Raw genomic sequence first — 19,695 nt, 5'->3', positions numbered from 1 at the left:
AGGCCGGGCCGCAAACGCGGGTGGCCAGCCGGGATCCGGTGTTCATCGGGATCCCCTGGCCACCCGACTCCATCAGCGCACCAGCAGCACCTGCTTGGCCCAGGCGCCGGGGGCCCGCATGCCGACGGCGCCGCTGGTGATATCCAGATAGGCGACCCCCTTGCTGGCCGGCACCGGGGTGGAGGACCAGAGGTAGACGTAACCGTCGTTCACCTCTTTGCCGTCACCGGCCATGGCGCGGGGGAAGATGGTTTCGTTGAGCGCCGGTTTGTAGCAGGCGGACTCCAGCACGCTGGCCAGCTCCTTGATGGTAGGCAGGCGCCAGCCGCCGTGGCCGCCGAAGTTGTACAGCGCATGGCTCGGCTCGGTACGGATCCGCTCGGCGGTCAGCAGGGCCTGCTGCCAGTAAAGCCGGGTCGGCTCGCCTTGGCAGCTCTGGTTGCGCCAGGTCTGGCCGAGCTGGCAGCGCATCCAGGTCAGGCCGGTGGAGCGATCCGTGACGGTGCCGTTGCCGCGGTCGATGAAGCGGGCGGTGGGACTGGTTCTGGGCATGTTGTCATCACAGATGGCGGTGGCCAGGGCGAGGGGGCTGCCGAGGGTCAGCAGCAGGGTCAACATCAAGCGGTTCATCGGGTTACCTCCGCCACCAGTCGCAGTTGCAGACCGTTGGCATCATCGCTGTTTTGAACTGTGGTGGCGTAGTCGGTGCCGGCGTCGTCGCCAAGGAAAATGTGGGCGATGGCGCTGATGGGGGCGCTCTCCAGCCGGCGCGAAGGGGTCAGGGTCTGGCTCCAGTAGTAGCCGCTGAAATCTTTGCTGGTGGTGCCGACATCGGGGAAGTAGCGCACGTCCATGCTCACCGGCTGGTCGTCCTGGCGGGCGAGGGAGCCGTAGTGCTGCAGGCTCATCAGCTCGCGCGAGTGGGGCATGCGCCAGTGAGTGATGCCGCACAACTGCTGGGCGTTGAGCCACTGGCGGTACTGCTCCGTGGTGCAGATGGCCTCGCCATCCGGGCAGGCGTAGTCCAGCTCCTGCTGGGTGGGGTGATAGTCGTCAAGCTCCCAGGCGAAGGTGCGGTGCAGATCCCGCGGGCTGGCGGGATCATCGAGTTTTTTCTCCCAGACCAGGCCGGTGTTGAGATCCTCCACGCACTCCCAGGAGGGGGCGTCATCTGGCAGGGGCTGGCCCTTGCCGTCGAGCTTGCGATAGTGCAGCGGCGCCTTGTTGAGGCTGGCCTCCTGCCCCGGGTGATCGGCGGGCTCCTGGGTGAGCAGGTAGTCGACCCCGTCCGTGTAGGTGGTGACGCCACTGCCGGTGATCAGCGGATGGGAGTGCTGTTGCAGCAGCCGGGCGCTGACGCGCTCCTGCTGGCTGGCCAGCTCGCCGTGCAGGGCAAAATGGCTGGCCAGCTCGGGCAGCAGGCTGCCGATGGCAGGCCACACCAGCATATGCAGAGTGGCGGTCGAGAAGCCCTCCTGCGCCTGTAGATCGGCCTCGACGACCGCTTGCAGCAACTGACCCAGCACCAGGTTGAAGTCGCTCAGCCGGGAGAGGGCGGCCAGATCCTGGTCCGGTTGCAGCGGCGCCAGCGCACGCAGCAGCTGGTCGAGAGCCTGCCTCGGGGGCTGCCCCTCGGCGATGCGGTATTGCAGCAGGGTGCTGAGCGGGCTAGGGGTCAGGTGCTGATCATCGAGCCGGGCGGCGGGGTGCAGCAGCACGGGGGCGGCCGGGTTGCTTGGCAAGAACAGCAAGGTAGTGGTCAACAGGGCCGGGGCGCTGCCGCTCAGCCGGTGAGTACCGGCCGCGCCGCTGACACTGGGCTCGCCCGCATCACAAGATGCATTCTGGTTGAGGTTGACGCACAGGGTGCCGGCTTCGGGCAGGGTCACGGTCAGGCTGTAGTCGGGGACCGCCAGCGGCGCCTCGTCCGAGCCGCCACCGCCACAGGCGGTGAGCAGGGGGGCCAGCAGGCAGGCCAGGCGGGAGTAATGTGGTGTCATCTCTAGTCCTTGGGGAGGGGGCCTTGACCCCCTCTTCTTATATATGGATGGGGTGGATTCAGGTGCGCTGGCGCAGGCGGCGCCAGAGTGCCAGCGGTAGCAACCAGAGCAGGTTGGCTGCCCCGCCGCCGCTACCGTCGTCCACCTGAAAGTGGATGATGCCGTCATCGGGCGGGGTGACCGGCTTGCTGCACTGGGCGCCGGTGCGCTGGCTGATGCTCCAGCCGTTGATGCGGCCCCGATTGCCGGGCTTGCTGTCCACTATCTCCAGCGTCCAGCGACCGGCCAGCGGCTCCCCTTCCAGCGCGCTGAAGGGCTGCAGGGGCAGCAGCTCGGTGGGGAACACTCCCTTGAGGCGCGGCAGCGGGCTGTAGCCCTTGTCCCAGATCTGGATGCGGGTGCCGGAGGGGGAGTTGAGCCAGATCTCCAGCTCATCGAGCGCCGGGTGCTGCAGATCCAGGTTCAGTTGCAGCCGATCGCTCACCCTAGCCTCGCTGCTCTCTATCAGCAGGCTGGTTTCGCTGAGGCCACGCACCTCGTCGCTGATGGCATCGCTCAAGGTGAGCGGCTGACCGCTGGCGCGGCTGACGATGGGGGCGCCGATGGGCAGGGTCAGCGACTGCTGCCACTGGCGCTCGGTCGGGCTGGTGCCGCTCATGGCGAGGCTGACCGGCAGCGCCACCTCGTCGCCACAGGCGAGCGGGCTCTGGGCCAGCAGGCGCAGGGTGGTGGTCATGCTGGCACCCGCCGCGAGGGTCGCCGGTTGCCAGCTGTAAGGATCGGCCTGCAGCCCGCTTGGCAGCTGGAGGGCCAGCTCATTGAGGGTCACCGGCGCCTTGCCCTGGTTGGTGAGGGTCAGCTGCACCGACTGGCGCTGCCCCAGCTCGATGACACTGCCATCACTCAGGCCCACATTGACCGGTGCCTGCAGCAGGCCGTGCTGGCGAAACGCCTGCTCCAGCAGCCGGGCATAGGGGCGCGCCGGGTAGAGCCGGGCGGCGGTATCCACCGTGATGCGGGCCAGCTGCGGCATGCGGATGGCCGGGCCGAGACCGAAGTGAGACTCGATGATCAGGCGATCAAACTCGTCCCGCGCTCCTTCGCCCTGCTCGGCGACCGCGGCCAGCAGCGCCTGGAACAGCGGGGTGCCCCACAGCTGGTCGCCATTGCTGCCGTTGATGGTGCGGTGGGCCGGGTAGTTGTAATCCGGGTGGTAGCGGGCGCGCAGATCGTCCAGCTGACGCGGGGTACGGTCGGTGAAGCGGGCATCCCAGTTGAACACCATGGCGGGCTCGAACTGGCGGCCGGCCTCGCTGCGCTGGCGGTGGCTGGCGGCCAGGTAGTCGCTGAAGCCCTCGCCGATGGCGCCCCAGTCCGCCTCGTCCCCCAGATCCGGCACTATGTGATGCTGCACCGCGTGGCCGAACTCGTGCCAGATCACCATGGGATCCTCGGCATCGGGCACGCCGCTGCGACCCAGCTCCAGCCGGCGTTCGAACGGATCGTAGAGGGAGTTGTCCTGATAGCCGGCCTCGGTGTCGATGTCGAGCGCCCCCGGGATAAGGTCGCTAAAGCCGAGGTGCTTGAGGTGGCGCTGGGCCAGATCCAGGTGGTAGTAGGCGTTGATATCGGCAAAGCCGCGATCATCGCGGGTCAGGCGAAACCCCTGCGGGCTGTCGGCGCTGAAGGGGGCTGTATCCGGCTCCATGGCATCCACCACCCGGGCGTGGGGGCCGCTCAGCAGATAGCGTCCTCCCGCCAGGGTGACCGGCAGCGGTACCTTGTCCTGATAGGCGGCGTCTGCCAGTTGCAGGGATTCGTGCCAGACCAGACCGGCGTCGCGCAGCTGGGTACGGGGATCCGGATCGAATACCCGAGCCTCCAGCTGGGTGTCGCCGGCGTCTGCGGTGCGGCTGGCCCGGGTGGTGGCCGCATCCATCCAGCGACCGAGCTCGCGGCTACCGTCGCAGCTGGCGAAGAGCTGCACCTGGCTGGCCTTGGCGTTGCCCGCCTGATGCTCGCGCACCCGCTGGCGCAGGGCCGGCACCAGGGTGTCACCGTCGCGCCAGTACCAGGCCTCGACCGGACCAAGGGTGTCGATCTCGCTGCCGCCATCGCGCAGCTGTTCCAGCAGGGGATCCAGATTGCCTGCGACATCGCAGCCGGGTTCGCTGCTATCCAGCGGCCGGCTGTTGTGATAGATGCGCCAGGGCTTGCCTGTTTGATCAACGCTGACGGCGGCCTGAATGGTGGCCACCGGCAGGCCGTTGACCAGCTGGCGGAAGCTGTAGTGATGACCGAGCAGGCTGGTCCGCTCGTAGTCGGGGGCCAGGCTCACGCCAAGGCGCTGCTCGAGCCATCGCTTCGGCGTGGTGGTCAGCGGCTGTTCATCGACAAACTGCAACTCGGCCGCCAGCAGCGGCTGGGAGAGCAGGGTTGCCGCCAGCCAGAGGGCCAGGGAAGAGGGTTTCATGGTTTACTCCAACACAAAAATGAGAAAAGGGATCACCGGCCGGCACCCGCCAGGGTGAGCAGGAAGGCGTACTCGCGGGCCGCCTGCTGGCGCGCATTGGCCGGGCTTATGCGGTGGCCGCCGTCGAGGGCCGTGCTGAGCAGATAGGGGCCCGGCCCCGTGCTGTGTTCCCGCAGGCGGGCCACCCACTTGAGCGGCTCCCAGTAGGGCACCTGACTGTCGTGCAGCCCAGCCGTCACATAGACGGGGGGATAGGGGGCCGCATGCAGGTTGTCGTAAGGGCTCAGGCGGCGCATGGTGGCGTAATCGGCGGCAATGGCCGGGTTGCCCCACTCGGCGTACTCCTGGCGGGTGAGCGGCAGTTCGGGATCGCTCATGGTGCCGATGAGATCGACGAAGGGCACCTGCAGCACGGCCCCGGCGAAGCGGGTCGGTGCCTGGTTGAGGGCCGCCGCCACCAGCAGGCCGCCGGCGCTGCCGCCCATGGCAAACAGCCGGGCGGGATCGATGGCGGGATCCCGGGCCAGCGCATCGGCCACGGTCAGGAAGTCGTCCACGCTGTGCTGTTTGTGGCGACCGCGTCCCGCCAGATACCACTCATCCCCCAGCATGCCGCCGCCGCGCACGTGGGCGATGGCGTAGACGAAGCCGCGATCCAGCAGGCTCAGCACCTGGGGCTGGTAGTAGGGACGCATGGGGGTGCCATAGGCGCCATAGCCGTAGAGCAGCAGCGCCTTGGGGGCGTGGATGTCCTTGCGCCACACCAGGGAGACCGGCACCTTGACGCCATCCTTGCCCACCACCCAGCGGCGCTCGCTCTGGTAGGGGGAGGGGAGGGCTGCCCGGGCGTCTGGCAGCCAGCGGCCGCTGGCGAGATCGAGCAGGCGCTGGTGCGGCGGCTCGGCCATGCCCTGACGGCGGATCAGGATCTGCCCGCTGGCGGGGTCGTGGGCGCCCTGGATCCAGGCCGTGCCGGCCCCCTCGGTCAGCAGCAGACGATGGCTGAGCCGGCCGCGGCCATCCAGCACGTCGAGCCAGTCATCCCCTTTGTGGCGATACTGCAGCACCGTGTAGTCGGCAAACAGGCGCCACTTCTCGAGGCTCCTCTGCTCGCCAGACCAGAGCGGCTGCCACTCTCCCTTGGCCACCTGGCTCAGGTCGGCCACCTGATAGAGGCCGAGGGCACCGTCCCGGTTGCTCTTGAGCAGCACCCGCTCCCCCTGGGTATCCAGGTAATACTCGAGGCCGGCCTGACGGGCCTTGAGCAGAGCAGGTCTGCCCTCGTCCAGCAGGTACTGCTCGGCGCTGTCGTGGTTGTTGCTCTGCAGCAGCAGGTGGCGCCGATCCGTGGTTCGATAGAGGCTCAGCAGCCAGGCGGGGTCCGCCTCCTGGTGGATCTGCTGCTCCTTGCCATCGCGCCAGGCCCACAGCTGCCAGGGGCGCAGGGTGCGAGGTTCATTGGCGATGGTGTAGAGGGTCTTGCCGTCCAGGCTCCAGAGCAGATCGGCGGCCCTGTGGGTCAGGGTGGCCAGGGGCTTGCCGTCGGTCAGATCGAGCAGGGTGATGCGGTAATCCCGATCGCCCTGCAGATCTTCGGCCAGAACCAGCCAGCGCCCGTTCGGGTGCAGGGCCCAGCTGGCGAGCTCGTAGTAGCCGCTGGCCGGTTGGCGGGCCGCCAGTCGTTGACGGGGCTCAGCCTGCTCGCCGCTGCGCTGCCACAGGCTGCCGTCGGCTTCCATCCGCCACTGGCTGCCCGCCTCGCTCAACCACTCTTGCGGCATGGGCTCGCCGCGCGCTTGCGCCTGCCATTCGGCCTGCAGAGCCTGCTCCAGTGGCCGCTGAGCGGCGAGCTGCTGCTCGGTCCAGCGGTTCTGCTCGCCCAGCAGGGTCAGCAGGGCGGGATCCTGGCGGCTGTCATCGCGCCAGCCACCATAGGGATCGAGCCGGGCCCGCTCCCCCGGCATCGGCAGCGGGCGGTGAGGGATAAGCGGGGCCACGAGCGGCGCCGCCGCGGCGACGGCCTGGCTCGGGGCGCCGGCAGGTGCAATGGCTGCGGGCTGGGCAGCCGCCGGAGTGGCCAGCAGGCTGGTCAGCATCAGGAGTGCGTGCATCAGAGCCCCACGAAGGTGTAGCGCAGGCTGGCGCTCAGGGAGCGGCCCGTCTGGGTGTAGAGGCCCGCATCCGTGCCTGCTTCCAGCCCGGCGACGTCCTGATAGCGGGTGTAGCGGGTGTCGAGCAGGTTGTCGAGCTTGAGGTTGGCCTTGAGGGCGTCGGTGATCTGCCAGTCGGCGGTCAGGGCGAAGCTGAGCCAGCCTGCGGTTTTCAGGCACTCGCCCTGCTGCTGGGTCAGGCTGTTGCCACAGGTGGGCACTCGGCTCATGGCGGCGGCGTAGTCGGCCTGCAGCCCCAGGCTCCAGTCGTTGGCCTGATAGCTGAGGCGGGTGTTGCCCTCGAGCGGCGTGAGGTTGCGCGGCGATTCGCCCTGGCTGGTCTTGCCGTCGACCCAGCCCAGCTTGGTGGCCAGCTCCCACTGCTGGGTCAGCCAGTAGCTGGCGGCGATCTCGGCACCCCAGGTTTCAGACTTGGCGACGTTGCGGTATTGACGCAGCATGACCCCGTCGCTCAGGCGAAAGCCCACCTGGCGCCAGTCGACGAAGTTGTAGTAGCGGTTGTAGAAGAGGGCCGGCTTGATGCTCCACTCGTCCCCTTCGCCGCTCACCCCCCACTCGAAACTGTGGCTGGTTTCCTCTTTTAGGTCCGGGTTGGCGATGATCTCGAACGGCGGCAGGGCAAAGTAGTGAGGGATGTTGCCGTACACCTTGTCGTAGGAGGGGGCGCTGAAACCGTTGGCGTAGCTCAGCCAGCTGCGCCACTGCTCGTTGAAGCGGTAGCTGGTGGCCAGGCTCGGCGAGAGGTGCCAGCTGTGGTTGCTCTCGCCCCGGCCATCCTGCGGGCTCAGCCACTGCTGATCCATGCGCAGGGTCGGGGTGAACTGCCACTGGCCCAGAGTCGCCACGTCTCCCAGCCAGATGCCGGCCCGATCGGTGCGGGCGCTGCTGAAGGGGGCGGACTGGGTGGGTTGGGGAATGCCGGCTTCCAGCATCAGCTTCTCCACCGGTCGCTCGTGCCGGGTGCGCGCCAGCTCGATGCCGTAGCTCAGCTTGTGCTCGACGGCGCCGGTGACCAGATCGCGGCGGATATCCAGCTCGCTGCCGAGCAGGTGCTCGGTGAAGGTGGCCAGCTCCCGCTCGCTGCGATAGCGGGGGTAGCCGCTCAGCTCGTCATTTTGCAGCAGGCTGCGCTTGTTGGCGGTGTTCTTGGCGTAGTTGCCGTGCAGGTTCCAGGTAAAACGGTCGGCCAGCGGGTGGCCCAGATCCTGCGCCTCCCAGCTCAGCTTGCCGCCCTGGGAGCGCTGGCTGCCGTTTTCACGATACTGGCGCACCTGCCACTTGCCGTCGGGCTGGGGAATTTCGCGCGGCCCCTGATCCCGCTTGGCGTTGTCCTCGAAGTAGTCGAACTCGAGGCGCAGCAGATGCCGTTCATTGAGGGTCAGGCTGGAGCTGGTGGAGGCGCTGAGGCCATCGAGATCCGCCGGAATGCGGCTCTGGTCGTAGTTGGCAGTCTCGTGCCCCTGCCAGCCGGAGAGGCGCAGCAGGTGGGCGCTCTCGCCCCAGCGGGCGGCGCCGGTGGCGCTCAGTTTCTGCTTGTCGCTGCTGCCATCGTGCAGCACCTTGCTGCTGAGGTAGGCATCCTGCCCCTGCAGGTAATCTTCCGGCTGCTTGGTGGTGATGACCACGGTGCCGCCGATGGCGTCCGAGCCGTGCAGGGCGGAGCCTGCTCCCTTGGCCACCTCGATCTGCTTGACGTCATCGAGATCGAAGCTGAAGCGGCCCACCTTGTCGTTGAGATCGTCGGCACCGAAGCCGTCGCTGACCCGGACTCCGTCCTTGACGATCAGCACCCGGTTGCCACCGATGCCGCGGATGCTGATGTTTTGCGGCCGGCCCGCCGAGCCGGTCACCGAGACGCCGGGTTCGTTCTTGAACACGTCGGTGAGCTCGGTGGCTATCTGGCGCTCCAGATCCTCTTCGGTGATGACGGTGATGGAGCCCGAGATGTCGGACAGTTTCTGCTCGACCCGCTGACCCTTGACGATTATGGTCTCGCGCGCCTTGGGCGGGGTGGTGCCGGAGGTGTCTATCCCTGCGGGATCGCCAGCGGCCAGCGCTGTACCGGACAGCAGCATGGGCCAGTAGTGAAGTAGTGTTTTCATCTTGAGAATAATTATTATTTAAGCCTGAAGGCCGCGGATTATTGCAGAGAGGTCCAATCAGATCAATGATTGATAATCATTATCATTTTGTTTTTATGATCCTGATCAGGCTGCATTTTTTGATGAAGACATCAGTAGCAAAGTGGGCCAACGTTTGTGCCTGCAGGACGCAGGGCAGGCAGACGGGGGGATGAAATGGGGAAGGGTGGCAAGGTGTTGGCTGAGGGTTTGGCAGCCCCTGCACAGGTCTTGGCGGAAATAAAAAACCCGCTCGAGGAGCGGGTTTTCAAGGGATACAGGACGGGCCTCAGGGGGCGCGGTAGAAGCGGTTCAGCTCGTTCATCACCTGGATCATGACCCCCATGTCCGGGGTGCCGTGCTTGATGGGACGGTAGCTGTTGCGCTCCAGCAGCTCGAAGTCACCCTGCTTGTTGAAGTGGGTGATGGTGTTGCCCTGATAGATGGCAAAGTCGCGCTGATCCCCCGCCAGCAGCCAGTTGCGCGGGCTGTTGTCGAACAGGTTGCGGCCTATGCTGTAGTCCCGCGGCGGGTTGCGCACCCCCAGCATCCCCTGCATCAGGGTCGGCACCAGATCCAGGTGGCTGCTCACCGGGCTCGTCGGCAGGGTCTCGTTGCCCGGCCAGGCCAGCACGAAGGGCACCTGCACCTGATAGGGTGAGTAGTTGGTGCCATAGCCCCAGCTGTTGCTCTGGGTATCGTTGAACTCCTGGCCGTGGTTGGCGGTGACCACGACGATGGTCTGCTCGCCAATGCCCTGCTGCTGCAACTGGGTCAGCATCTGCTCCAGCAGCTGATCGGTGTAGAAGACCGAGTTCTTGTAGCGGTTTTCCAGCTTTTGCAGGTTTTCGGCCTGATAGGCGGTGGCCGGGTTGAACTTGGTGAGCTCCGGCTGGAAGGGGCCCTTGATGCCGGCCGGCAGCTGGTAGTCGCCCGGGCTCGACAGATAGACCAGCGAGAACCAGGGGCGGTCAGGGGAGCGCTTGGCGAGCCACTGCTGCCAGTCGCCGACAAGCTGGGTATCGTCGGTCTGCTCGGAGACGAACACCTGCTTGCGCAGGCCGGAGAGGATGCTCTGGCGATACTGCTGGGCATCTTCCAGCGCGCCGAACAGGCCGAACTGGTAGTCCTGGCGCAGCATCTCGTCAAACAGCACCGGCGGGGTCTTGTCGTTGCGAATGTCGTCGTAGTAGTGGCCAGGCAGGCCGTAGAACAGGCTGAACATCCCCATGGCGTCATCGTTGCCGCCACTCATGTGGTTGGCAAAGTTGAGGTGCTGATCCGCATAGCGCTGCAGATTGGGCATGTTGATGTTGTTGAGCATGTCGGCCCGCAGGGAGTCGACCACCACGATCAGCAGGTTCTTGTGGGTCAGCGGGGCGTTGACGCTGAGCGGGCGCAGCGGGTAGCGCAGCCGGCTCACACTGTCGCCATCCTGGGACTCGGCCTTCTTCTCGTACTGATCCAGATCCAGCCAGCCGTGCTTGGCGAGGAAGCTCTTGGCGGTCATCGGGTAGGAGAGCGGGAAGTTGGCGCGCTGCATGGTGATGGGCTGATACAGGGTGGCATCGGCCCAGCTGTTGACCACGTGGGTCAGGATGAAACAGACCAGCAGGGCCAGCCCCACCTGATTGCCGTACTGGCGGCGCTTGCGCTTGTTGATCTTGCGCCAGACATAGGCCGACAGCAGCAGTTGCACCAGGAAGATGGTGGGCACCGCCACGAAGATGATGCTCCAGATCGAGCCCTCCTCGGTCTGGGCCTGATCCAGCAGCAACTGCCACACCTGACCGTTGAGGTGGAACTTGAACAGCTGGAACACCTGGGTGTCGATAAGCAGCAGCACCAGCGCCAGGGTGGCGATGATGGCGGAGATGAAGCGCAATGGTTTCTCCCTGGGCAGCACGAAGCTCAGGGGGAAGATCGTCAACAGGTAGGTGACAAAGCTCAGAAACGAGAAGTGACCGATCCAGCTGATGATGAGATAGGTCACGCCGAGCGTGGTCGACGGCCAGCTGATCGTCCCCAGATAACGGGTGGCGATCAGCATGGCCAGAATGATGTTGAAGAAGGAGAACCAATGCCCCCAGGTGATCAGGCGAGAGACATTATCACGATAGGGGTTGCCGGTTTCGACCATAGTGATCCATCTGCTTGAAAAACATCAAAGAATGCGAAGAGACTCAATGAGCGTCGTGGCGATGATCGACCGAGGCGGTGAGCGCCTGGATGAATTTCTCGGTGATCGCCTGACGCTGGGCCGGGGCCATGCCATTGATGATGTTGGTGGTCAGGTTGCCGAGCACCATCAGACTGAGGTCCACCGGCGCCTTGTGCTTCTCCAGGGCGGTGATCAGGTCGTTCATCAGGGCGTCAAACTGCTCGTTATTGTACTTTGATACGATGGGCATAATCTTGGGTTCATCTCGGTTCAAAGCGCCTTATAATACTTCACCCTTTCGGCTAACACTATGGCTTTGTGACATGAGTCTCGATATCGACAAGATCATTCTTCACTCCCTGCGCCAGGGCGGCGATGGTCAACCTCACGCCGACACCCGCAGCCAGCTTCTGCCTGCCGATGAGGCGGTACAGGGGCTGATGGCGGAGCTGCACCGCATTTACAACGGCAAGGGGGGCAAGGGCTTCGGCTTCTTCGCCGACCCCGAGGCCGCCATCGTCGAGCTGGCAGAGGGGGAAGAGGCCCCCAAACAGCCCTCTCCCCTGTTTCGCATCGCGCTGGAAAAGCTGCTGGACGAGCAGCTCGAATTCGTGCCCTTCTCGGTGGAGATGACCCAGCTGCTGGTCAAGCAGCTGGTGGAGCACGCCCTCGACGAGCAGGGGGTGCTGCTGTTTGCCAAGTACAACTACGTGGGTGTGGATTATCTGATGATCGCCCTGCTGGAGGGCAAGGAGAGCGTCACCGTCAGCGAGGCGCTGGAGCTGCGCCACATCCAGTATCTGGATATCGGCAAATTGAACCTGGTGGCCCGCATCGATCTCACCGAATGGAAAACCCAGGTTGATTCGCGCCGTTACATCACCTTCAGCAAGGGCCGGGTCGGTCGCAAGCTGGGTGATTTTTTCATGGAGCTGCTGGGTGCCCGCGAGGGGATGGATGCCAAGATCCAGAACAAGGGGCTGCTGCAGGCGGTGGACGACTATTGCGACAGCCGCCAGCTCGAACCGGCCGAGCGCAACGACTACAAGAAACAGGTCTTCAAATATTGCACCGAGCAGGCCAGCGCCGGTGAAGAGATCGAGATCAGGGAGCTGTCGGCAGAGCTCTCGTCAAAAGAGGCAGGGGAGGGCGACCTCGATTTTTACAGCTTCATTGGTCAGGAGTACGAGCTGGAAGAGCGTTTCCCGGCCGACCGCTCCACCCTGCGCGGGCTGACCAAGTTCGTCGGCTCCGGTGGCGGCCTGACGTTGAGCTTCGAGCAGAAGCTGCTCAACAGCCGGATTTTCTACGATCCCCAGACCGATACCCTGACCATCAAGGGGGTGCCGCCCAACCTCAAGGATCAGCTGTTGCGCCAGTCGTAATGTGATCTGCTTTCCACTTTTGGCAAAAAGACACCGCAGCCTGCTGCGGTGTCTTTTTATTTAACGGGGTAGGTGGCAGCGAAACCAACTCGGTGATTTGTTAACAAATTAAACAGAATAATCCCTGTGAAAGGGTTTTCAATGAGGTGAAAACCCTTTCATTCATGTTTATTTATTTCTCTTTGGTAATTTAATTTCTTAATTTGGCGATAAATATGCCAATAAATGGCATTAACCCCCTGAAATAAGAAAATGTTTTCAGAACTTTCCGGAAGAAAATACGTAATTGCGTTTCAAAAATGCGAGTTGCGTCATGTGAGGCGGTAACGGCTTGGGATAATATTCATCTCGCACACAATGCTCTTGCAGCGCGGAACTAATACAAGGAAAGGCTCATGAAAAAGAAATTGCTGTCATCCCTGATCGGTCTGGCTACTCTGGGTGTGGCTTGCTCTGCCACTGCCGCCATTGACGAAGGCCAACTGACCATCTGGATCAACGGTGACAAGGGATACAATGGTCTGGCCGAAGTAGGTAAGAAATTTGAAGCCGAAACCGGCATCAAGGTGACGGTTGCTCACCCTGATCAGGTGGAAGTGAAATTCCAGCAAGCCGCTGCCACCGGCAACGGCCCGGACATCTTCTTCTGGGCTCACGACCGTTACGGTGAGTGGGTCAAGGCCGGTCTGCTGGTCCCCGTGACCCCGAATGCCGCCACCAAAGCCAAGTTTGAACAGTTCGCCTGGGATGCCATGACCGTCGATGGCAAGACCTACGGTTATCCGGTTGCCGTTGAAGCCGTCAGCCTGATCTACAACAAGGATCTGCTGCCGGAGCCGCCGAAGACCTTCGAAGAGATCGCCAAGATTGACGAGACCCTGAAGAAGAGCGGCAAACGCGCCATCATGTGGGCCTATGACACCCCCTACTTCAGCTACCCGCTGGTGGCTGCCAACGGTGGCTACGCCTTCAAAAAGACCGCTACCGGTTATGACGTGAAAGACACCGGCGTGAACAACGCGGGTGCCAAGGCCGGTGTCGGCTACATCTCCGAGATGATCAAGTCCGGTCATCTGGAAAAAGGCATCGACTACGGTGTGATGGACGCCAAGTTCAACAAGGGCGAAGTGGCCATGATGATCAACGGTCCCTGGGCCTGGAGCAACCTGGACAAGAGCGGCATCAAGTACGGCGTTGCCTCCCTGCCGACCCTGAAGGGTAAACCGGCCAAGGCCTTCGTCGGCGTGCTGGGTGCCACCATCAACGCCGCCAGCCCGAACAAGGATCTGGCCATCGAGTTCCTGGAAAACTACCTGCTGACCGATGCCGGTCTGGCTCCGGTCAACGCCGACAAGCCGTTGGGCGCCGTGGCGCTGAAGTCCTTCCAGAAGACCCTGGAAGCGGATCCGCACATCAAGGCCACCATGGTAAACGCCCAGAATGGCGAGCCGATGCCGTCCGTGCCTGAAATGAGCCGTTTCTGGTCCTCCTTCGAAACTGCCCTCAAGAACGTGACCTCCGGCCGTCAGAGCGTTGACGAAGCCCTGGATACCGCTGCCAAGCGTATCGTTCAGTAAGCACGCACTACCCGGGAGGCCGCAACGGCCTCCCACTCTCTCAAATCTCTCTTGGCGTTATAAAGGTTAATTGGCATGGAAGTAGTACCTTCTATCGAATCCTATGCCGGTCCGAAGGATAAGCACACCTGGCTTAAGTGGACCATTGCTGCCCTGGTAGCCATCCTCAACGGTTATGCAGCCGTGATGATGTACGCCAGCGGTGAGTGGGTATTCGCTCTGCTTGATCTGGTGGTGGTCTCCGTCGGTCTGTATGTCTTCATGAACAAGAAGACCTATGCCCACCGCTATATCTTCCCCGGTGTGGCTGGCATGGTTGTTTTTATCATCTTCCCTCTTGCCTACACGATCGGCATCGCCTTCACCAACTATTCGGGATCCAATCTGCTCTCCATCGAGCAGGCGCGGGATTACCATCTGAAAAAAACCTATAAGGTGGCGGGCGGTGAATTCGATTTCACCCTCCTAGGTGGTGAGAACAATCAGTTTCAGCTGCTGCTGAAACAGGACGACCAATCCTTTATCAGTCAACCCGTTACCCTGATGAACAACAAGGCCCGTGAGCTGGCTGTCCGCGAGGGCAGGGTTCATGACAAGGTACAAGTTGTTCAGCTGCAACCCCTGGCCGGTGAGGCCGTGGACCAGGTGGCGCCCATCCGGGCCATCGTCGATCACCGCACCCATCTGAGCGCCCTCGATCTGGTGCTGCCGGATGGCGGCACCCACCTGACCCTGAGCAGCCTGCGCAAGTTCGCCGCCCAGAAACAGCAGTACACCCGTCTGCTTGACGGTGCCGTGCTCAAGTCCGGGGTGGTGATCAAAGACAGCAACCTGCTGCGTGACAACCAGAGCGGCGAGCTGATGCTGCCCAACGGCGACACCGGCTTCTATCAATACATCGACGAGCAGGGCCAGTTTGTCGGCAAGAGCGTGGCACCAGGCTTCGTGGTGAGCGTGGGCTGGAAGAACTTCGCCCGCATCGTCACCGATCCGGGTATCCAGGCGCCGTTCCTGCAGATCTTCGTCTGGACCGTGATCTTCTCCGCCTGTTCGGTGGGCTTCACCCTGGCCATCGGCATGGTGCTGGCCTGTCTGGTGCAGTGGGAGTCCCTCAAGGGGCGCGGTTTCTACCGGGTCATGCTGATCCTGCCCTATGCCATCCCGGCGTTCATCTCCATCCTGGTGTTCAAGGGTTTGTTCAACCAGAACTTCGGCGAGATCAACCTGTTCCTGGAAGCGGCCTTCGGCATCAAGCCTGACTGGTATACCAACCCCTTCCTGGCCAAGGTGATGATCCTCATCGTCAACACCTGGCTTGGCTACCCCTACATGATGATCCTCTGCATGGGCCTGCTCAAAGCCATTCCGGAAGATCTCTATGAGGCGTCCGCCATGGACGGTGCCGGTCCGGTGCAGAACTTCTTCAAGATCACAGTACCGCTCTTGATGAAGCCGCTGACGCCCCTGTTGATTGCCTCGTTCGCGTTCAACTTCAACAACTTCGTGCTCATCCAGTTGTTGACCAACGGCGCGCCGGACATCATTGGCGCCAGCACTCCGGCCGGGACCACCGACCTGCTGGTGAGCTACACCTACCGGATCGCGTTCCAGGGCTCGGGTGGTCAGGACTACGGTCTGGCCAGTGCCATCGCCACCGCCATCTTCCTCATCGTGGGTGCGCTGGCCTTGCTCAACCTGAAATTGTCCAAAGCCGACAAGCAACTGTAAGGAGGCTTCAACATGGCAATCGTACAACCCAAATCAGTCAAATACCGGGTGTGGGCAACCCACCTGGTGATGTGGGGTTTCCTGGCACTGATCATCTTCCCCCTGATCATGGTCATCGCCATCTCGTTTAGAAACGGCAACTTCGCGGTAGGGGAGATCATCCCTTCCAATCCGACCCTGGATCACTGGAAGCTGGCGCTGGGCATGTCCATCACCAACGCCGATGGCAGCATCACGCCGCCGCCGTTCCCGGTGCTGACCTGGTTGTGGAACTCCATCAAGATCGCGGGCATCACCGCCCTGATGATAGTGGTGCTCTCCACCACCTGTGCCTACGCCTTCGCCCGTCTGCGTTTTCGTGGCAAGTCCACCATCCTGCAGGGCATGCTGATCTTCCAGATGTTCCCGGCGGTGCTGGCACTGGTGGCCATCTATGCGCTCTTCAACAAGATTGGTGACTACATCCCCTGGCTGGGTCTCAACACTCACGGCGGCCTGATCCTGGCCTACATGGGCGGCATCGCCCTGCACGTCTGGACCATCAAGGGCTACTTCGAGACCATCGACTCCTCCCTGGAAGAGGCGGCGGCCATCGACGGTGCCACCCCGTGGCAGGCGTTCCGGTTGATCCTGCTGCCGCTGTCGGTGCCCATCCTAGCGGTGGTGTTCATCCTGGCCTTCATCGGTTCCATTACCGAGGTGCCCATGGCCTCCATCCTGCTGCAGGATGTGAACAATCTGACCCTGGCGGTCGGGGCCCAGCAGTACCTCTATCCGCAGAACTACCTGTGGGGTGACTTCGCCGCAGCCGCCGTGCTGTCGGGCTTCCCCATCACGGTCGTCTTCCTGCTCGCCCAGCGCTGGCTGGTGGGTGGTCTCACTGCCGGCGGCGTGAAAGGTTAACGGTTCATGGCCGGGGGAGCCGACTCCCCCCGCCATCACGATTTGCAAAGATTCAAGAGCGGAGCTCGACATGGCTGAAGTAGTACTCAACAACGTTCGCAAAAATTACGACCCGGCTGTCCACAAGGACACCCTGCGCAATATCAACCTGGCCATCAAGGAAGGGGAGTTCATCGTCTTCGTCGGCCCGTCCGGTTGCGGCAAGTCCACCTTGCTTCGGATGATCGCCGGTCTGGAAGACATCACCAGCGGCGAGCTGACCATAGGCGGTCGCTACATGAACGACGTGCCGCCGGTAGAGCGCAACGTCGGCATGGTGTTCCAGTCCTACGCACTCTATCCGCACATGAACATCTACGAGAACATGGCCTTCGGCCTCAAGCTCAAGAAGATGGACAAGGAGAACATCCACAAGCGGGTAATGCGCGCCGCCGAGATCCTGGGTCTCGAGCCGCTGCTGGACCGCAAGCCCAAGGCCCTCTCCGGTGGTCAACGCCAGCGGGTCGCCATCGGCCGCTCCATCGTCCAGCAGCCGCAGGTGTTCCTGTTTGACGAACCCCTGTCAAACCTCGACGCCGCCCTGCGGGTCAAGATGCGTATCGAGATCGCCAAGCTGCACAAGGAGCTCAACTCCACCATCATCTACGTGACCCACGACCAGGTGGAGGCCATGACCCTGGCCAACCGCATCGTGGTACTGAGCCCGCTCAAGGCGGATGCGACCACCAACCTGGAACAGTTCGGCACCCCGCTCGAGCTCTACCACAACCCGGACAACAAGTTCGTGGCGGGCTTCATCGGCTCCCCCAAGATGAACTTCCTGGCCGGCGAGCTGGTGGAGATTGGCGAGCAGGAGTGCCTGGTCAAGCTGACCACGGGCGACAGCGTGCGGGTGCGGGTCGATGCCCGCCGCGGCGCGGTTGGCGACAAGGTGGAGCTGGGGATTCGCCCCGAGCATTTGGTGCCGCTGGATCACGCCCATGCCGACAGCCGCGTGAGCGGCGTGGTACAGGTCGCCGAGCACCTGGGGGCGGAATCCTTCGTCTACATGGACGTGGGCGGCCACGACTTCACCGTCAAGGCGAGCTCCGACGTGGACGTGGCCACCGGCCAGGAGTACAGCGTCGGCATCCCGGCCGAGGCCTGCTACCTGTTCGATGCCAAGGAGCAGGCGTTCCCGCGCACGGCCAAATACATCCGCACCTGACAAGGGGCGGCTGCCGAGGTTTCCTTTTCTTTATATTCAATGCCTTTTTGCCGGTCGCAAGACCGGCTTTTTATTGCTTGCCGTTTGGCGAGCACGGCAGGCGAGGTGGCAGAGATCAGGCCTCGAGCGCGGCGGTAATGTCCGGCACGAAGTGCTGGCTGGTGAGCGGCGGGCGCTCGTAACCCTCGGTGTTGATGGGGGGCAGGGTGATGGGCTCGTAGTGGATCGCCTCGTAGGGCACCTTGCCCAGCAGGTGGGAGATGCAGTTGAGGCGGGCACGGCGCTTGTCGTCCGCCTCCACCACGAACCAGGGGCAATCCTCGGTATCCGTGTAGATGAACATGTCATCCTTGGCGCGGGAGTACTCCACCCAGCGCGAGCGGGACTGCAGATCCATCGGGCTGAACTTCCAGCGTTTGATGGGGGTGTTGATCCGCTCCTTGAACCGTTTCTCCTGCTCCTCGTCGCTGACCGAGAACCAGTACTTGATGAGGGTGATCCCCGAACGGGTCAGCATCCGCTCGAACTCGGGGCAGGCGCGCAGGAACTCGCGATACTCGTTGTCGCTGCAAAAGCCCATCACCCGCTCGACCCCGGCCCGGTTGTACCAGGAGCGGTCGAACAGCACCATCTCGCCGGCGGCGGGCAGGTGGGTCACGTAGCGCTGAAAGTACCACTGGGAGCGCTCCCGGTCAGAGGGCGCTGGCAGGGCGGTGACCCGGCAGACCCGGGGGTTGAGGGGCTCGGTGATCGCCTTGATGACGCCCCCCTTGCCGGCGGCGTCGCGACCCTCGAACAGCACCACCACCTTCAGCCCCTCCTGTTTGACCCACTCCTGCAGCTTGACCAGCTCCTCCTGCAGATGGGCCAGGTGGTGCTCGTAGGTCTTCTTGTCCAGGCGCGGGCGCTTCTTGCTCTTGTCCTTCGGCATGATTGTCTCCTTATTGAGTCCTTTCCAGATTGCACCAGGCGGGCGTCACTGCCAAGGGGGTCGTGTTACACTGCCGCCTCACGAGCCGCCGGCGGGCAATAAAAAACATGAAGCCAGTGATGGCGATTTGCACTGCCGTCTCATCACCGGCTGTTGGCAACAGGAGAAAACATGAAGCAAGTTATGGAGATAGCAGGCCGCCAGATGGCCTATCTGGACGAGGGGCAGGGCCCGGTCGTGCTGTTTGGTCACAGCTACCTGTGGGACAGCGCCATGTGGGCGCCCCAGGTGGAGGCCCTCAAGGGGCAGTACCGTTGCATCGTGCCCGAGCTGTGGGGCCACGGTGATTCCGATGCGCTGCCAGAGGGGGGCTGCACCCTGGCGACCCTGGCCCGCGACCACCTGGCCCTGCTCGATGCGCTCGGCATCGACGAGTTCGTGCTGGTGGGGCTCTCCATCGGCGGCATGTGGGGCGTGGAGCTGGCGCGCATGGCGCCTGCGCGCCTCAAGGGACTGGTGCTGATGGACAGCTTCGTCGGCCTCGAGCCCCAGATCACCTGCGAGCGCTACCTCGGCATGCTGGCCATGATCGAGCAGCTTGGCACCATCCCGGCACCCATCGTCGAGCAGGTGGCGCCGCTGTTTTTTGCCGACCAGCCGGATGCCGATCTGATGAGCGGTTTCAAGGCGCGCCTCGCCGCCTGGCCGGCCGACAAGGTGGCCGCCATGGTGGCGGTGGGCCGCAGCTTCGTAACCCGCGAAGATCGCATTGAGTGGCTGGAAGAGATGAGGCTGCCCGCGCTGGTGATGACGGGTTGCCAGGACAAGGCCCGCCCTGTGCTGGAAGGCTACCTGATGGCCGAGGTGCTGGGCTGCCCGTTCAAGGAGATCCCGGCGGCCGGCCACATCGCCTCGCTGGAGAACCCCGCCTTCGTCAACGGTGCGCTGGCCGAGTTTCTGGCCCGCCTGTAACAGTGTTCTCTGCCGGATAACAAGAAAAGGAGCCATGGGCTCCTTTTCTCTTGGGTGTGGTCTGGGC

General features: G+C 63.3%; 14 protein-coding genes. 6 read left to right on the top strand and 8 right to left on the bottom strand.

Annotation, left to right across the window (positions count from 1 at the left end):
- Nucleotides 1-72 precede the first annotated feature (72 nt).
- The 7 genes from G5134_RS08410 to G5134_RS08380 form a co-directional block, all read right to left on the bottom strand.
- Nucleotides 73-630 (bottom strand): DUF1566 domain-containing protein, encoded by a 558-nt coding sequence (locus tag G5134_RS08410; RefSeq protein WP_005299575.1) that lies wholly within the window; start codon nt 628-630, stop codon nt 73-75.
- Nucleotides 627-2,000 (bottom strand): DUF1566 domain-containing protein, encoded by a 1,374-nt coding sequence (locus G5134_RS08405; RefSeq protein WP_065018612.1) that lies wholly within the window; start codon nt 1,998-2,000, stop codon nt 627-629. The genes G5134_RS08410 and G5134_RS08405 overlap by 4 nt, the downstream gene beginning before the upstream one ends.
- Before the next feature lie 58 nt (nt 2,001-2,058).
- Entirely contained in the window at nt 2,059-4,473 is a 2,415-nt protein-coding gene (locus tag G5134_RS08400; protein ID WP_065018611.1) for a proprotein convertase P-domain-containing protein, read from the bottom strand.
- 32 nt (nt 4,474-4,505) lie between these two features.
- Entirely contained in the window at nt 4,506-6,584 is a 2,079-nt protein-coding gene (locus tag G5134_RS08395; RefSeq protein WP_421231964.1) for a prolyl oligopeptidase family serine peptidase, read from the bottom strand.
- Nucleotides 6,584-8,746, bottom strand: coding sequence for a TonB-dependent hemoglobin/transferrin/lactoferrin family receptor (locus tag G5134_RS08390; RefSeq protein ID WP_208199549.1), 2,163 nt, complete (start codon nt 8,744-8,746; stop codon nt 6,584-6,586). Before G5134_RS08390 ends, G5134_RS08395 begins: the two co-directional genes overlap by 1 nt.
- A 307-nt stretch (nt 8,747-9,053) precedes the next feature.
- The gene (locus G5134_RS08385) at nt 9,054-10,904 is read right to left on the bottom strand and encodes a DUF3413 domain-containing protein (RefSeq protein ID WP_065018608.1); all 1,851 of its coding nucleotides are present in this window, start codon (nt 10,902-10,904) and stop codon (nt 9,054-9,056) included.
- Nucleotides 10,905-10,947: 43 nt separating this feature from the next.
- On the bottom strand, nt 10,948-11,175 hold the full coding sequence (locus G5134_RS08380) for a YejL family protein (RefSeq protein ID WP_005299589.1): 228 nt from the start codon (nt 11,173-11,175) through the stop codon (nt 10,948-10,950).
- Nucleotides 11,176-11,248: 73 nt separating this feature from the next.
- Between G5134_RS08380 and yejK the strand changes: the two genes are divergently transcribed.
- The 5 genes from yejK (at nt 11,249) to G5134_RS08355 (ending at nt 17,725) form a co-directional block, all read left to right on the top strand.
- Nucleotides 11,249-12,310 carry a nucleoid-associated protein YejK gene (gene yejK, locus G5134_RS08375; RefSeq protein WP_065018607.1) on the top strand — a complete coding sequence of 354 codons (1,062 nt, stop codon included), beginning with the start codon at nt 11,249-11,251 and terminating at the stop codon, nt 12,308-12,310.
- Nucleotides 12,311-12,705: 395 nt separating this feature from the next.
- Complete coding sequence (malE, locus tag G5134_RS08370) at nt 12,706-13,887, top strand: maltose/maltodextrin ABC transporter substrate-binding protein MalE (protein ID WP_005299593.1); 1,182 nt, start codon at nt 12,706-12,708, stop codon at nt 13,885-13,887.
- 75 nt (nt 13,888-13,962) lie between these two features.
- Nucleotides 13,963-15,615: a maltose ABC transporter permease MalF gene (gene malF / locus G5134_RS08365; protein WP_005299595.1), complete on the top strand. Its 1,653-nt coding sequence runs from the start codon at nt 13,963-13,965 to the stop codon at nt 15,613-15,615.
- 12 nt (nt 15,616-15,627) lie between these two features.
- Nucleotides 15,628-16,518, top strand: a complete 891-nt coding sequence (gene malG, locus G5134_RS08360) for a maltose ABC transporter permease MalG (RefSeq protein WP_005299600.1) — start codon at nt 15,628-15,630, stop codon at nt 16,516-16,518.
- Between the two features lie 70 nt (nt 16,519-16,588).
- Entirely contained in the window at nt 16,589-17,725 is a 1,137-nt protein-coding gene (locus tag G5134_RS08355) for an ABC transporter ATP-binding protein (RefSeq protein ID WP_065018606.1), read from the top strand.
- Between the two features lie 115 nt (nt 17,726-17,840).
- On the opposite strand, the gene ppk2 is transcribed toward G5134_RS08355, so the two are convergent.
- On the bottom strand, nt 17,841-18,656 hold the full coding sequence (gene ppk2, locus G5134_RS08350; RefSeq protein ID WP_054545130.1) for a polyphosphate kinase 2: 816 nt from the start codon (nt 18,654-18,656) through the stop codon (nt 17,841-17,843).
- 171 nt (nt 18,657-18,827) lie between these two features.
- On the opposite strand from ppk2, the gene G5134_RS08345 reads away from it, so the two are divergent.
- Entirely contained in the window at nt 18,828-19,628 is an 801-nt protein-coding gene (locus G5134_RS08345; protein WP_065018605.1) for an alpha/beta fold hydrolase, read from the top strand.
- Nucleotides 19,629-19,695 lie beyond the last annotated feature (67 nt).

The organism is Aeromonas sp. 600276, from assembly GCF_049175815.1.
GTDB classification, from domain to species: Bacteria; Pseudomonadota; Gammaproteobacteria; order Enterobacterales; family Aeromonadaceae; genus Aeromonas; species Aeromonas dhakensis.
The sequence above is the reverse complement of the archived record's forward strand: the minus strand, read 5'-3'. Positions and strand labels throughout refer to the sequence as shown.